Source organism: Streptomyces sp. CA-251387, assembly GCF_050936625.1.
Lineage (GTDB): Bacteria > Actinomycetota > Actinomycetes > Streptomycetales > Streptomycetaceae > Streptomyces.
The window spans coordinates 5108506-5122390 of the sequence record NZ_JBNJMJ010000001.1 but is presented as its reverse complement, the minus strand read 5'-3'; the positions used below and the strand labels follow the sequence as shown (position 1 = coordinate 5122390).

At 71.2% G+C, this 13885-nt stretch carries 13 protein-coding genes; 5 read left to right on the top strand and 8 right to left on the bottom strand.

The genetic code is table 11. The features are described from left to right. Nucleotides 1-129: 129 nt before the first annotated feature. The 3 genes from ACQEV2_RS22905 to ACQEV2_RS22895 form a co-directional block, all read right to left on the bottom strand. Entirely contained in the window at nucleotides 130-792 is a 663-nt protein-coding gene (locus ACQEV2_RS22905) for a DUF5063 domain-containing protein (protein WP_433044526.1), read from the bottom strand. Then, nucleotides 785-1384, bottom strand: coding sequence for a recombination mediator RecR (gene recR, locus ACQEV2_RS22900; RefSeq protein WP_132856910.1), 600 nt, complete (start codon nucleotides 1382-1384; stop codon nucleotides 785-787). Before recR ends, ACQEV2_RS22905 begins: the two co-directional genes overlap by 8 nt. Nucleotides 1385-1482: 98 nt before the next feature. After that, nucleotides 1483-1827 carry a YbaB/EbfC family nucleoid-associated protein gene (locus ACQEV2_RS22895; RefSeq protein WP_433044522.1) on the bottom strand — a complete coding sequence of 115 codons (345 nt, stop codon included), beginning with the start codon at nucleotides 1825-1827 and terminating at the stop codon, nucleotides 1483-1485. A 287-nt stretch (nucleotides 1828-2114) separates the two neighbouring features. Here ACQEV2_RS22895 and ACQEV2_RS22890 point away from each other — a divergent pair, with 287 nt between their 5' ends. Continuing rightward, complete coding sequence (locus ACQEV2_RS22890; RefSeq protein WP_433044519.1) at nucleotides 2115-2867, top strand: SLATT domain-containing protein; 753 nt, start codon at nucleotides 2115-2117, stop codon at nucleotides 2865-2867. Nucleotides 2868-2999: 132 nt separating this feature from the next. Here the strand turns inward: ACQEV2_RS22890 and ACQEV2_RS22885 are convergent, their stop codons facing one another. From ACQEV2_RS22885 to ACQEV2_RS22875, 3 genes are all read right to left on the bottom strand, one after another. Continuing rightward, nucleotides 3000-4949, bottom strand: coding sequence for a protein kinase domain-containing protein (locus ACQEV2_RS22885; RefSeq protein WP_433044516.1), 1950 nt, complete (start codon nucleotides 4947-4949; stop codon nucleotides 3000-3002). A 79-nt stretch (nucleotides 4950-5028) separates the two neighbouring features. Next, on the bottom strand, nucleotides 5029-5487 hold the full coding sequence (locus ACQEV2_RS22880) for a MarR family winged helix-turn-helix transcriptional regulator (RefSeq protein ID WP_433044513.1): 459 nt from the start codon (nucleotides 5485-5487) through the stop codon (nucleotides 5029-5031). Beyond that, complete coding sequence (locus tag ACQEV2_RS22875) at nucleotides 5484-6086, bottom strand: type 1 glutamine amidotransferase family protein (RefSeq protein WP_433044510.1); 603 nt, start codon at nucleotides 6084-6086, stop codon at nucleotides 5484-5486. Before ACQEV2_RS22875 ends, ACQEV2_RS22880 begins: the two co-directional genes overlap by 4 nt. A 178-nt stretch (nucleotides 6087-6264) precedes the next feature. Between ACQEV2_RS22875 and ACQEV2_RS22870 the strand changes: the two genes are divergently transcribed. The 4 genes from ACQEV2_RS22870 to ACQEV2_RS22855 all read left to right on the top strand — a co-directional run bounded on the left by ACQEV2_RS22870 (nucleotide 6265) and on the right by ACQEV2_RS22855 (nucleotide 11999). Then, nucleotides 6265-7620 (top strand): aspartate aminotransferase family protein, encoded by a 1356-nt coding sequence (locus ACQEV2_RS22870; protein WP_433044507.1) that lies wholly within the window; start codon nucleotides 6265-6267, stop codon nucleotides 7618-7620. 351 nt (nucleotides 7621-7971) lie between these two features. Then, on the top strand, nucleotides 7972-8673 hold the full coding sequence (locus ACQEV2_RS22865) for a GntR family transcriptional regulator (RefSeq protein ID WP_433044504.1): 702 nt from the start codon (nucleotides 7972-7974) through the stop codon (nucleotides 8671-8673). Then, complete coding sequence (locus tag ACQEV2_RS22860) at nucleotides 8670-11192, top strand: glycosyltransferase (protein WP_433044501.1); 2523 nt, start codon at nucleotides 8670-8672, stop codon at nucleotides 11190-11192. Before ACQEV2_RS22865 ends, ACQEV2_RS22860 begins: the two co-directional genes overlap by 4 nt. Nucleotides 11193-11348: 156 nt before the next feature. Beyond that, nucleotides 11349-11999: a hypothetical protein gene (locus ACQEV2_RS22855; protein WP_433044498.1), complete on the top strand. Its 651-nt coding sequence runs from the start codon at nucleotides 11349-11351 to the stop codon at nucleotides 11997-11999. Nucleotides 12000-12014: 15 nt separating this feature from the next. On the opposite strand, the gene ACQEV2_RS22850 is transcribed toward ACQEV2_RS22855, so the two are convergent. Both ACQEV2_RS22850 and ACQEV2_RS22845 read right to left on the bottom strand, forming a co-directional pair. Beyond that, nucleotides 12015-12305, bottom strand: coding sequence for a DUF3303 family protein (locus tag ACQEV2_RS22850; RefSeq protein ID WP_433044495.1), 291 nt, complete (start codon nucleotides 12303-12305; stop codon nucleotides 12015-12017). 146 nt (nucleotides 12306-12451) lie between these two features. Beyond that, nucleotides 12452-13735 carry an adenylosuccinate synthase gene (locus tag ACQEV2_RS22845; protein ID WP_433044492.1) on the bottom strand — a complete coding sequence of 428 codons (1284 nt, stop codon included), beginning with the start codon at nucleotides 13733-13735 and terminating at the stop codon, nucleotides 12452-12454. Between the last annotated feature and the right edge of the window lie 150 nt (nucleotides 13736-13885).

The window sequence follows — 13885 nt, the reverse complement described above, 5'->3', positions numbered from 1 at the left end:
CGCTCGCTCGGCTTGAACCCGTCGACGCCCCACTTCCACCAATGCGATGGCGACCTGCGGTGCCTCTGGAGGAGCGGAGTCCAGGCCACGTTCGGCTCGCCGCGCGGACGCAGGAGAGGGAGACCGTCGCTACTGCGCCGGCCGCAGCCCCAACTGCTCCCCGATCTCCTGCTCCATGACCCGGCCGGCCTCGAACTCCAGCGTCTCGTCGCCCATCACGCCCTGGTCCGTGTCCAGGCCGTCCAGTTCCTCCAGGGGCTGGTCCAGCCGGACGTGGGCCAGGACCGAGTGCAACGCCCGCAGGGTCGCGGAGGCCGTCGAGCCCCAGTTGGAGAAGTACGAGAACTGCCACCACCACAGGGCCTCCGCGGTGCGGCCGGCGCGGTAGTGGGCCATGCCGTGGCGGAGGTCGGTGATGACGTCGGCCAGGTCGTCGGAAATGCGGGCCGGGACCGGGGCCTTGCGGGGCTCGTAGGGGTCGAAGACCTCGGAGTAGACGTCCACCGGGTCCAGCAGACGGGCGAGGTTCTCGCGGAGTTCGTCGACATCCGGCTCCGGGCCCAGGTCGGGCTCGTAGCGCTCCTCGGGGACGATGTCCTCGTGCGCGCCGAGGCGGCCGCCGGCCAGGAGGAGTTGCGAGACCTCCAGCAGGAGGAAGGGCACGGTCGAGCCCGGCTCGTCGCCCTTCGCGACCTCCGTGACCGCGACCAGGAAACTCTCGATCTGGTCCGCGATCTGGACCGCGAAGTCGTCCGGGTTCTGTTCGGTCGCGTGCAGCGTGGCGTCAGACATCTAGGAGTCGTCTCCCCTCGAAGGCGCGGCCGAGGGTGACCTCGTCCGCGTATTCCAGGTCGCCACCCACCGGGAGGCCGCTGGCCAGGCGGGTGACCTTCAGGCCCATGGGCTTGATCATGCGCGCGAGGTACGTGGCCGTGGCCTCGCCCTCGAGATTCGGGTCCGTGGCCAGGATCAGCTCCGTGACCGTCCCGTCGGCCAACCGCGCGAGAAGTTCTCGTATACGCAGGTCGTCCGGCCCGACACCCTCGATCGGGCTGATCGCGCCGCCGAGGACGTGGTAGCGGCCGCGGAACTCGCGGGTCCGCTCGATCGCCACGACGTCCTTCGGTTCCTCGACCACGCAGATGACCGCCGGGTCGCGGCGCGCGTCCCGGCAGATGCCGCACAGCTCTTCCTGCGCCACGTTTCCGCACGTGGCGCAGAAGCGGACCTTCGCCTTGACCTCGAGGAGGGCCTGGGCGAGGCGCCGTACGTCCGTCGGCTCCGCCTGCAGGATGTGGAAGGCGATCCGCTGCGCGCTCTTGGGACCGACGCCGGGCAGCCGCCCCAGTTCGTCGATGAGGTCCTGGACCACGCCTTCGTACAACGGACTGCCGTCCTTCCTGGGGTTCCTTACGGTACGTACGGTAGTTGCCCGCGGCCCTTCTTAGAAAGGCAGACCGGAGACCGGAGAACGCCTGGACCTCAGAACGGCAGGCCCGGGATGCCGCTGCCGCCGCCCAGGCCCTGGGCCAGGGGGCCGAGCTTCTGCTGCTGGAGCGTCTGCGCGTTCTCGTTGGCCGCCTGTACGGCCGCGATGATCAGGTCGGCGAGGGTCTCGGTGTCCTCCGGGTCCACCGCCTTCGGGTCGATCTTCAGCGCCCGGAGCTCGCCGGCGCCCGTCACCGTGGCCTTCACCAGGCCACCGCCGGCCTGCCCGTCGACCTCGGTCCGCGCCAGTTCCTCCTGCGCCCGCTGCAGGTCCTGCTGCATCTTCTGGGCCTGCTGGAGCAGCTGCTGCATATTGGGCTGGCCACCACCGGGGATCACGATCAGCTCCTTGCGTCGGCTTTCCCGTTCAGCACGAGCCTACGTGGTCCGCGCAGCCGTCGCTCCAGCACTCTTTCGAGTGAGAGGAACTGGAGTCCGATACCTGATCAAGGCCCACTTCCGGGCGGAAAAGAGGCGAAAGGCATCTCTTCGCCACCCATTGGGCGGTAGGAAGGGTCCGGCGCGTCAGCCTCAGGTGTTGCGTGACGTTCCGTGCACTGCGGGGGGTCGTACCCGGGACGCAGGCCGCATGTGGCGTCACGCACCGTGACAGTAGGGAGTGCCGGGTGGGTCAGCCGGAGAAGCAGCCCGAGAGGTCGCCTCAGGACGGGCGTGGCGGCGAAGGGGCGGCCGGACTGCGGCCGGGTGATCTGGCGGGGCGGACGTTTCCGCTCGGGGACTGGGGGGAGCCGGCGGTCCGGCTGGACGAGCTGTACCGGTGGGTGGAGCGGGGGGCGCTGAACACGGCCGCGTGGTATCTCGCGGACCGGGTGTGGAAGCGGCGGGGTGCTCGGGCGTTGCGGGGTGGCGCGGCGGCGGGGGCGGTCGTGGGGGCGGCGCTGCCTCTCCTCGATCTGACAGGGGTTGCGAGCGGGGTGGCGCCCTGGGGGTATCTGTCGCTGCTGCTGGCGGTGGCCTGCGTGGCGATCGACCGGTTCTTCGGGGTGACGTCCGGGTGGATAAGGGACGTCGCCACGGCTCAGGCAGTGCAGCGGCGGCTGCAGGTGCTGCAGTTCGACTGGGCGACGGAGTGCGTACGGGAGATCCTCGGGCCGGCCGAGGGGACGGCCAGTGAGGCGGCGGAGCGCTGTCTCGGCGTCCTACGGCGGTTCTCGGAGGACGTGACGGAGCTGGTACGGGCGGAGACGGCGGACTGGATGGTGGAGTTCCGCACCGGCTCCGCGCCCCTGGGAATCCAGTCGGCGGTGACCGGCGGGACTCGGCAGGACGCAGGGGTGGGGACGGGACGGTTCCCGGTACCACCGGCGAACGGGGCCCGGCCGAACATGCCTCGGCAGCGGCCGCCGGAGCCGCGGTGACGGGGGTGGCGGCGGTGGCCTGCTGGAGAGGCTTGCGTTGATCGTCCGGGTGCGGGCCGGGAGGTGTTCTCGCCCCTCGACTCCCGACACCGAGCACCGCGGTGCCGACGGTCACGACGTTCTCGGCGCTCCTTACTGCCTGGTGTACGTCAGCTTCTCCCCGCTGTCCGTGTTCACGCGCTCCAGCCTGCCGTCCGGCAGCAGCGTGACCTCGGTGGCGGCGCCCGGCGAGCAGGCGGTCGCGGGCTCACCGGCCGTCACCGTGGAGGGGCCGAGCGCCAACGGGCCGTCGGCACCGGGCGCTTCGGTCAGTTCCGCCGCGAACTCGCAGTGGTAGGTGCCGGTACCGGCGGGGCCGTCAGCGACGAGGGAGAGGACCGTGTCGCCCACGTCGCCCTGCCGGATGGTCAGCCGGCGGGTGTTCTCGCCGGTGCCGTTGTCGATCGAGGCCGTCCAGGTGCCGAGGTACCCCGTGGGGACGACGCCGTCGGCGGGGGCCGAGGTGGTGGGGTCGGGAGCGGGGGTGGAGGCGGTCGCATCGGAGGCCGAGGGACCGGCCGTGGCGGTCGTCGTGACCGTCGGGGTGGAGGTCGGATCGCCGCCGGTCCCGCCGTCACCGCCGCCGCTCATGAGGGCGTACACCGACCCGCCGGCCCCGAGCGCGACGACCAGCGCGACGAGGACGAGCGCCGCCGTGGAACGGCCGCTGCGGCGGGGGCCTTCGGGCGGGGTGGTGGGGAGATGCGGCAGGGGTGGGTCGTAGGGCGGGGTGGGGCCGTACGACGGGCTCGGACTGTACGGCGGGGTCGGGCCGTACGAAGGGGCCGAACCGTACGGCGAGTTCGGGCCGTACGACGGACCCTGGCCGTACGGCGAGGGCGCGTCGGCCGGTGGGGTCGGGCCGGCCGGCGGGTAGCCGTAGGCCGGCTGTTGCGGGTGCTGCTGTGGGGAGGTCTGGCCGTTCTGGGGTGCGGCCAGAGTGGGGAGGTGGTCCGGCGGTGTCGCGCCGGCGGCCGGAGCGTGCTCGGGGGAGGCGGCGGGAGTCGGCTCGGCGTGGCCCCGCTCTGCCGAACCCGAACCTGAACCCGCAGCCGCACCCGCACCCGCGCCCGCCCCCCAACCCACACCGGCACCCGAGCCCGAACCGCCCTCCCCCGGCCCAACCGGATCCTCCGCGTCCAGCAACCGCACCGCATGCCGCCCCAACTGCGCCACCAGCGCACTCGGCAGCCACGGATCCCGGGACCGTCCGCCGGAGACGGTGTCCTCGGCCCCCGTACGCTCCAGGATCCGGTCCAGCGTCGGCCGGGCCCCCGGGTCCTTGCGCAAGCAGTCGCGCACCAGGTCGGCGATCCCCTCGGGCACCCCCTCCAGATCGGGTTCCTCCTGGGCGATCCGGAACATCACGGCGTGCGCGCCGCTGTCGACGGACCCGAACGGCAGACGGCCGGTCGCGGCGTAAGCGAGCACCGAGCCCAGGCAGAACACGTCGCACGCGGGCGTGATCCGGTCGCCGCGCACCTGCTCGGGTGCCATGAACCCCGGCGACCCGACGAGCGCGCCGGTACGCGTGAGCCCGCTCTCGCCGACCGTCTCCAGCGCCCGGGCGATCCCGAAGTCGATGACGCGGGGCCCGTCGATGGTGACCAGCACATTGGAGGGCTTCAGATCCCGGTGCACGATGCCCGCGGCATGGATGTCCTTGAGCGCATGCGCCAGCCCCGCCGCCAGGATCCGTACCGACCGCTCGGGCAACGCCCCGTGGTCGTGCCCGACGACCCGCTGGAGGCTGGGCCCGGCGACATACCCGGTGGCCACCCAGGGCACCTCGGCCTCGGTGTCCGCGTCGAGCACCGGCGCGGTCCAGAACCCGCCGACCTGCCGCGCGGCCTGCACCTCCTGCCGGAACCGGGCGCGGAACTCCTCCTGCGCGGCCAGCTCCCGCCGGACGAGTTTGACGGCGACGGTACGGCCACGGTCCGAGCGGGCGAGATAGACGTCCCCCATACCACCGGCACCCAGCCGCGCCAGCAGCCGATACGCCCCGATCCGCTGTGGATCCCCGGCGCCCAGCTTCTCCATCCCACGCCCCCCAACCAACCCCCACCCGAGCCTCGGCCCCACGATAGTGCGGCGAACGGGGAGGTGAGCGGGTCGGCGTCTACGGTTCCGTAACAGGAACGGCGAGGTCGTCGAGCACCTTCGACAACCGTTCCAGAACCCGTACGGCATCGGCGAGTTCCGCGTCCCCGAAGGCGTCGGCCAGCCGGTCGGCGAAGGCCGCGTGGCCGGGGTCGATCCGGGAGATCGCCGCCCGGCCCTCCTCGGTCGGCGCGAGGAGCTTCGCGCGGCGGTGGGCCGGGTTGGGCCGGTACTCGGCCAGCCCCTTGTCCACCAGCAGGTCGGCGATGCGCTGCACGCTCTGCCGGGTGATGCCCATGGCGCGGGCGATGCCGGCCACGGGGAGCGGTTCGCCGAGCACGGCACCCAGCACCTGCCACCAGGCCGCCGTCAGTCCGGCCGGCCGGGCCAGTTCCTCGGCGACCGTCAGGAACTGGCCGTTGAGCCGGAAGACCCCGAGCGCGCTGCGGCTGAGCAGGTCCTGGCGTTCCCGGCTCATAGGACGCCGGCCTTCTCGAGTACGGCGTAGGCCGTCGCGTCGGAGTCGTGGAACAGGCGGTACCAGGCGTCGACGGCCTCGTCGTCGTACACCTTCAGGAGGCGCAGGATCTCCCGGGCGAAGGCGACGGGTTCGGTGGGGCCGGCCGTGACGAGCCCCCTGTCGGTGACGGCGTCGGCCTCGACGTACCGCTCGCCGCCGCCGTATCCGGTCGCGGCCAGGTAGAAGGAGACGGCGCTGGTGTGGTCCCGGTCGTCGAGCAGGCCTTCGCGGGCCAGCCCGGCCGTGGCCCCGCAGATCGCGGCCACCGGTACATCGGCGTCCAGGAAGGCGCGGGCCGTGCGGGCGAAGGGGGCGAGTTCGTCGCCCGCGTCCCAGAGATCGGCGCCCGTGAGGATCAGCAGGGACGCGTCGGACGGACGTACGTCGTCCAGGGCCAGGTCGGGCTGGATGCGGAGGCCGCCGACGGTGGTGACGGGCTCGCGGGTGGGGCCGACGGTGCGGATCTCGTATCCGGCGCGGGCGAGCTGGGCGGTGGCGTGGCCCGGCTCCCAGTCGGCCAGGGTGTTGTAGACGGCGAGGTACACGGGCTTGCTCATGGCTCCTCCTGGAGACCTCGAAGATGACAATATGCTGTCACTTCGACAGCTTGCTGTCAATAGCACTTCTTGCAAGCCCCGCGTCTAAGCCCCCCGTCGACAACCTGTCGTGGAAACCGGCGGACCGCAGACAAGACGCCGATATCGCGCCCGTGTCCCGGATACCTACGCTCGCCGCATGACCCCTCATCCCAACCCCGAGGTCGGCGCTGCCGTGAAGGCCGCGGACCGTGCGCATGTCTTCCACTCCTGGTCCGCACAGGAGCTCATCGACCCGCTCGCCGTCGCCGGCGCGGAGGGGTCGTACTTCTGGGACTACGACGGCAGGCGTTACCTCGACTTCACCAGTGGGCTCGTCTACACGAACGTCGGCTACCAGCACCCGAAGGTCGTCGCCGCGATACAGGAGCAGGCCGCACACCTGACCACCTTCGCGCCCGCCTTCGCCATCGAGGCGCGGTCGGAGGCGGCACGGCTGATCGCCGAGCGGACGCCGGGCGACCTGGACAAGATCTTCTTCACCAACGGCGGCGCGGACGCCGTGGAGCACGCCGTACGGATGGCGCGGCTGCACACCGGGCGGCCGAAGGTGCTCTCGGCATACCGGTCGTACCACGGCGGCACCCAGCAGGCCGTGAACATCACGGGCGACCCGCGCCGCTGGGCCTCCGACCGTGCCACGGCCGGTGTCGTGCACTTCTGGGCGCCCTTCCTCTACCGGTCCCGGTTCTACGCGGAGACCGAGGAGCAGGAGTGCGCGCGGGCGCTGGAGCACCTGGAGACGACGATCGCCTTCGAGGGGCCGTCGACCGTCGCCGCGATCGTCCTGGAGACGATTCCGGGGACCGCGGGGATCATGGTGCCGCCGCCCGGATACCTCGCCGGCGTGCGGGAGATCTGCGACAAGTACGGGATCGTCTTCATCCTCGACGAGGTCATGGCGGGGTTCGGGCGGACCGGTGAGTGGTTCGCGGCGGACCTGTTCGACGTCACGCCGGACCTGATGACCTTCGCCAAGGGCGTGAACAGCGGATACGTGCCGCTGGGCGGTGTCGCCATCTCCGGGGCCATCGCGGAGACGTTCGCGAAGCGGCCGTACCCCGGCGGCCTGACGTACTCGGGGCACCCGCTGGCCTGCGCGGCCGCCGTCGCGACGATCAACGTCATGGCCGAGGAGGGCATCGTCGAGAACGCCGCCCGGCTGGGCGGCGAGGTGGTCGGGCCGGCGCTGCGCGAGCTGGCCGAGCGGCACCCGAGCGTGGGCGACGTGCGGGGCGTGGGCATGTTCTGGGCGGTCGAGCTGGTCAAGAACCGGGAGACCCGTGAGCCGCTGGTGCCGTACAACGCGGCCGGCGAGGCGAACGCCCCGATGGCGGCGTTCGGCTCCGCCGCGAAGGCGGGGGGCATCTGGCCGTTCGTGAACATGAACCGCACGCATGTCGTGCCCCCGTGCAACGTGACCGAGGCCGAGCTGAAGGAGGGCCTCGCGGCGCTGGACGCTGCGCTGGCGGTGGCGGACGAGTTCACGGAGTAGGCGTCCGGCGCACACCGTGAAGGGGCTCCGCCGCTTCGACCCCGCCAGGGGGCTCCGCCCCAGACCCCGGCGGGGCGCCACCTCTCGACCATGGTCAGCTGCATCCAGCCCGTCCGGCGTTTGAGAACGAGGCCCCTTCAGGGCCGAAGCGGGGGTCTGGGGGCGGCAGCCCCCAGGAACCGGGGTCGAAGGGGCAGGCCCCTGGAGGATGGGACGGGTAGGGGCGGCGGGGGCGAGAAAAGCAGCCGTTCGCCGCAGAAACGTCCCGCGGATCCCGAACGCGTAAGGTGGCGTGCTCGTAGACATATACGCGCACGCCACCTCATCGCGACGACGGGAGACGCCCTGACCATGCCCGGCACCGGCGGCAACGGCTCCGTGACCCGGAGCACCCTGCGGCAGCAGCTCGCGGACGCTCTGCGGGACGAGGTGCTGGCCGGTCGGCTGCAGGCAGGGCGGGAGTTCACCGTCAAGGAGATCGCCGAGCAGTACGGCGTCTCCGCGACCCCCGTACGCGAGGCCCTCGTCGATCTCTCCGCCCAGGGCCTCCTGGAGGCCGACCAGCACCGCGGCTTCCGGGTCCACGAGTACTCGGTCGACGACTACCGCGGCATCGTCGAGGCCCGCGCCCTGGTGATCGACGGCATGTTCCAGGTCCTGGCAAGCGACCGCGCGAGCCACCGGGACCCCGACGACCCCCGTGTCCACGCCGCCGTCGTCGGGGTACGCCGCCGCGGCGAGGAGGCCCAGCGCGCCGCCACCGCCGGCGACCTCACCGTGCTGATCGGCTACGACCTGCGCTTCTGGCGCGAACTCGGCGCCCTCTTCGGCAACCCCTACCTCGCCGACTTCCTGCACCGGCTGCGCGTGCAGTCCTGGGTCTGCGCGGTCCAGCACCTACGCCGCCTCGACGACCTGCGCGGCCACCTGTGGTCCCGGCACACCGACCTGGTCGACTCGCTGAGCCGCCGCGACCTGCGCACGGCCCGCTCGATCATCGCCGCCCACGACGCGGACTCCCTCGCCCTGATCGAGAGGCTGGCGGCGGAATGAGCCGGCAGCGGGAGCTGCCGGAGGTTCCCGATCAGCCAGAGGTTCCCGCCCGGCCGGACATTCCCGACCCCTCAGCCCTCCCCGAAAGCTCAGCCCTCCCCGACCTCTCCGTCGTCATCCCCGCCTACAACGAGCAGCACCGCCTCACCCGCACCCTCGACACCATCACCGACCACCTGACCGCCGACGGCACCCGCTGGCCCGACTGGGAGATCATCGTCGCCGACGACGGCTCCACCGACGCCACCGCCGACCTCGTCACCGCCCGCCACCGCCCCCGTGTCCGCCTGGTCACCGCCCCACGCAACCGCGGCAAGGGCCACGCCCTCCGCCTCGGTGTAGCGGCCTCCCGCGGCCGCCGCGTGCTGGTCACGGACGCCGATCTGGCGACGCCCATCGAGGAACTGGAGCGGCTCGACAAGGCGCTCACCGAGGGCAACTCCGCGGCGATCGGCTCCCGTTCGGTCCCCGGCGCCACGATCGGCGACCGCCAGCACCGGGTGCGCGAACTGCTGGGCCGCGCCGGGAACTTACTCATACGCCGTACGGCCGTCCCCGGCATCCGCGACACCCAGTGCGGCTTCAAGCTCTACGACGGCGACCGCGCCCGCGAGGCCTACGCCGCCTCCCGCGTCAACGGCTGGGCCATCGACGTCGAGGTGTTACGGCACCTGCACCGCGCCGGCCTCCCCGTCGCCGAGGTCCCCGTCCGCTGGTCCCACCGCCCCGGCTCGAAGGTCACCCCCCTCGACTACGCCCGCGCCCTCACGGAGACCACCCGCATCGCCCTCCGTTCCGTGCGCGATGTCCGCCCCGCCGACCTCTTCGCGGCCTTCGTCTTCCTCCTCATGTCGGTGGCCCTCTACTCCGGCCGCTTCTTCGACCCGGCCCACCGCTACCTCCCCGACTCCCTGCGCGACCAGAACCAGTGGGAGTGGTTCTTCGCGGTCACGGCCGACAACGTCGCCCACCTCCGCAACCCTCTCTTCACCGACCTCCAGGGCTTCCCCGACGGCGTGAACCTCATGGCCAACACGGTCATGCTGGGCCTCTCCGTCCCCCTGACGCCCCTCACCCTGCTCGCCGGCCCGGCAGTCGCCCTCAGCCTGGTCATGACGCTGGGCCTCGCCGCGACCGCGGCCGCCTGGTACTGGCTGATCGTCAGACACGTCGTACGCGGACGGACCGCGGCGTTCCTCGGCGCCTCGCTGGCCGCCTTCGCGCCGCCGATGGTCAGCCACGCCCACGCGCACCCGAACTTCGTCGTCCTCTTCATGATCCCGCTGATCATCGACCGCTCCCTGCGCCTGTGCACGGGCACCCGGGTCGTACGGGACGGGGTGGTCCTGGGTCTGATGGCGGCGTACCAGGTCTTCCTCGGCGAGGAGCCGTTGCTGCTGGCGGCGTTGGGGATGCTCCTCTTCGCCGCCGCCTACGCCGCCGTACGCCGGGACACGGCACGAGAAGCCTGGCGACCGCTGCTCAGAGGCCTCCTCATCGGCGCCTCCGTCTGCCTCCCCCTGGTCGTGTACCCCCTGGTCTGGCAGTTCGCCGGCCCGCAGAGCTACACCGACATCGAGCACAACCCCCGCTCGTTCAACAGCCCCCTCGCCCTGCTCTCCTTCGCCGAGCGGTCCTGGCTCGCGGGCGACGCGGAGACGGCGAACGCCCTGGCCTTCAACACCACCGAGCAGAACGCCTTCTACGGCTGGCCGCTGGCCCTCCTCGCCTTCGCGATTCTCGTACGGCTGTGGGAGCGGGCCCTGGTCAGGGCGCTGGCGTTCACCGCGGTGGCCGCCGCGTTCCTGTCCCTCGGGCGGGAGTTCCGTATTCCGCTGACGGACACCACGCTCCCCGGTCCGTGGCAACTCCTCGCCGACAGGCCGCTGTTCGAGGCGGTCATCGAGAGCCGGAACGCGATGATCTGCGCCCCCGCGCTGGGCATGCTGCTCGCGATCGCCGTCGACCGGCTCCTGGCGGCCCGCCCCCTGAGCACGCGGTACGTCGGCCTGCTGGGTGTCGGTCTCGCGCTGCTCCCCCTCGTCCCGGCCCCCCTGAAGGCCGTCGACCGCATCGACGTGCCCGCCTTCATCGCGGACGGCACCTGGACGTCGTACGTCCGCGAGGGCGAGTCCCTCGTGCCGGTGCCGCTGCCCGACCCCGGTGACGCGGAGGCGCTGCACTGGCAGACCGAGGCCGGCCTCGGCTTCAAGCTGGCGGGCGGCTATTTCAACGGCCCCTACGGCGACGAACGCGTCGGCATCTACGGCGCCGAGCCCCGCTTCACCTCCAACCTGCTGCGCGATGTGCGCAACTCGGGCCAGGTCCCGCCGGTCGACGACTCCTGGCGGGAGCAGGCCCGGGCGGATCTGGCGTACTGGCGGGCGGGCGTCCTGGTGCTGGCCCCGCAGCCGAACGACGGTGCGCTGCGTGAGACCGTGGAGAAGCTGGTGGGCGGTCCCGGTAGGTGGGTCGACGGAGTGTGGGTATGGGACCTGCACGAACGGGGACTCGCATGAGGTGCCCGGATGCGGATCCCGGGGCCGCGGCCCGCATCAGGAGCTGCATCGGGCGCTGCATGACGGGTCCGCCCCCGAGCCGCACCGATTACCCTTCCCTGACCACTGTGCTACGCCTTTGCCACGCCGTGCGACCGCTGTGTGAGGAGCCCTCTTTTGGCCTGTGACCTGTGGCTGGTACCGCTTGTCGACGTGTTGTGCCACACCCCCGACAACCCCTTCGCCGAGGAACTCGCGCAATACAACAAGGTGCTCGCCGAGGCCGGGCTGCCGCCGGTGCCGGTGTACCAGTACATGCCGGGCCTGTCCGGTGACGTCGCCCCGGTCGCCGGTTTCGACTACGACGCGCTGCATTTCCTGCGCCGCGCCTACCTGCTCCAGGTCTGCGGGCTCCCGGTCACCCCGGTCGACGAACTGGGCGGCGACTACGAGCAGCTCCTGGAGATGTTCGAGACGACGGCCCAGCAGTCCCACCTGGTCTGGCACTACGACCACGCGGGCGCCTACGTCCCCGTCGACTTCCCGAACCCGCTCTCCAACGACGAACTCCTGGCGGGCGGCGGCCCGCTCGGCTCCTCCCAGGCACTCCTGCGGGAGCTGGAGTTCGTGGCCCCGGTGATCGGCATCGACCCGGCCAACCCTCCGGCGGCCCCCCAGCCCCCGCTCGCACCCACGGCCCTGGAGGAACCGGCCGTCCCCGCCCCCTACGACCCGAGCCCCTTCGCCCGCGAACGGCACGTCTGGCTGGGACTGCACGCGGCGGCGACTCGGAGCCTGGCGCAGGGGTCGATGATCGTGTTCAGCTGACCTGCGTCAGCCGACCTACTTCAGCTGGGACAGGCCCTTCTGCAGATCCTCGAGGTTCATCACCGGCGTGTAGTCCACCTTGGCGCCGAAGACCTGGAAGAGCTGCTCGGTGAGCGGTGGCAACTGTGCGGATTCCTGCATGTCGAAGACCAGGAACATGGTGCGGACCCCGTTGTCGGGGCTGAAGTAGGAGGCCTCCGGCTTGAACCCCTCCATGATCTCCTGCATCACCTGCGGCATCTTGCCGCTGCGGATGACCTCGTTCGCCTTCTCCGTGTCCAAATGGGCCTGCAGCAGCACGCGCATGCCACTCACCTTCTTCCAGTCGCCGCTGAGCTTTACGAGCTCACGTTATGAGCGACATGCGCACTTTGCCCGTTCAGTACGCCGGCCGGGGCAACGCGAAGCGCCCCGGCGGTCGCTCGACCACCGGGGCGCGACGCCTGTGCGTCCTACAGGAACGAGTTGATCTCGATCGTCTCGTCCCGGCCCGGTCCCACGCCGATCGCGGAGATCGGCGCGCCGGACATCTCCTCCAGCGCCTTGACGTAGTTCTGGGCGTTCTTCGGCAGGTCGGCGAAGGACTTGGCCTTGCTGATGTCCTCGCTCCAGCCCGGCAGCATCTCGTAGACCGGCTTCGCGTGGTGGAAGTCGGACTGGGAGTACGGGAGTTCCTCGACGCGCTTGCCGTCGATCTCGTACGCCACGCAGACCGGGATCTGCTCCCAGCCGGTCAGGACGTCCAGCTTGGTGAGGAAGAAGTCCGTCAGGCCGTTCACGCGGGTCGCGTAGCGGGCGATCACCGCGTCGAACCAGCCACAGCGGCGGTCACGGCCGGTCGTCACGCCCCGCTCGCCGCCGATGCGGCGCAGCGCCTCGCCGTCCTCGTCGAAGAGCTCGGTCGGGAACGGGCCGGCGCCGACCCGGGTCGTGTAGGCCTTGAGGATGCCGATGACCCGGCTGATCTTCGTCGGACCGACGCCGGCGCCGGTGCAGGCGCCGCCCGCCGTCGGGTTCGACGACGTGACGAAGGGATAGGTCCCGTGGTCGATGTCGAGGAGGGTGCCCTGGCCGCCCTCGAAGAGGACCACCTTGTCGTCCTCCAGCGCCTGGTTGAGGATCAGGACGGTGTCGGCGACGTACGGCTCGATCTTCTCGGCGTAGTCCAGCAGCTCCTCGACGACCTGGCCGACGGCGATCGCGCGACGGTTGTAGAGCTTGGTGAGGATCTGGTTCTTGACGTCCAGGGCGGCCTCGACCTTCTGCTGAAGGATCGACTCGTCGTAGAGGTCCTGGACGCGGATGCCGACGCGGTTGATCTTGTCGGCGTAGGTCGGGCCGATGCCCCGGCCGGTGGTGCCGATCTTGCGCTTGCCGAGGAAACGCTCGGTCACCTTGTCGACCGTCACGTTGTACGGCGTGATGATGTGCGCGTTTCCGCTGATGAGGAGCTTGGACGTGTCGACGCCTCGCTCGTTCAGCCCGCTCAGCTCGGAGAGCAGGACCGACGGGTCGACGACGACACCGTTGCCGATGACCGGGGTGCACCCCGGGGACAGGATTCCGGAAGGGAGGAGGTGGAGGGCGTACTTCTGATCACCCACGACTACCGTGTGGCCGGCGTTGTTGCCGCCCTGGTAACGCACCACGTAGTCGACGGATCCGCCTAGCAGGTCCGTCGCCTTTCCCTTGCCTTCGTCACCCCACTGAGCACCGAGCAGCACAAGTGCGGGCACGCGCGTACACCCCTTCCGGGCGGGGCATGTCCAAGGTCAGGGGAGCACGCGTAGGGTTTCCGCCGCGTGCACCACGACCGGCCGCGATCGACATTGGCCGCGAACCGTCGGACCGGATGGCCCCGGAATAGACGAAGCCCCTGGCGCAAT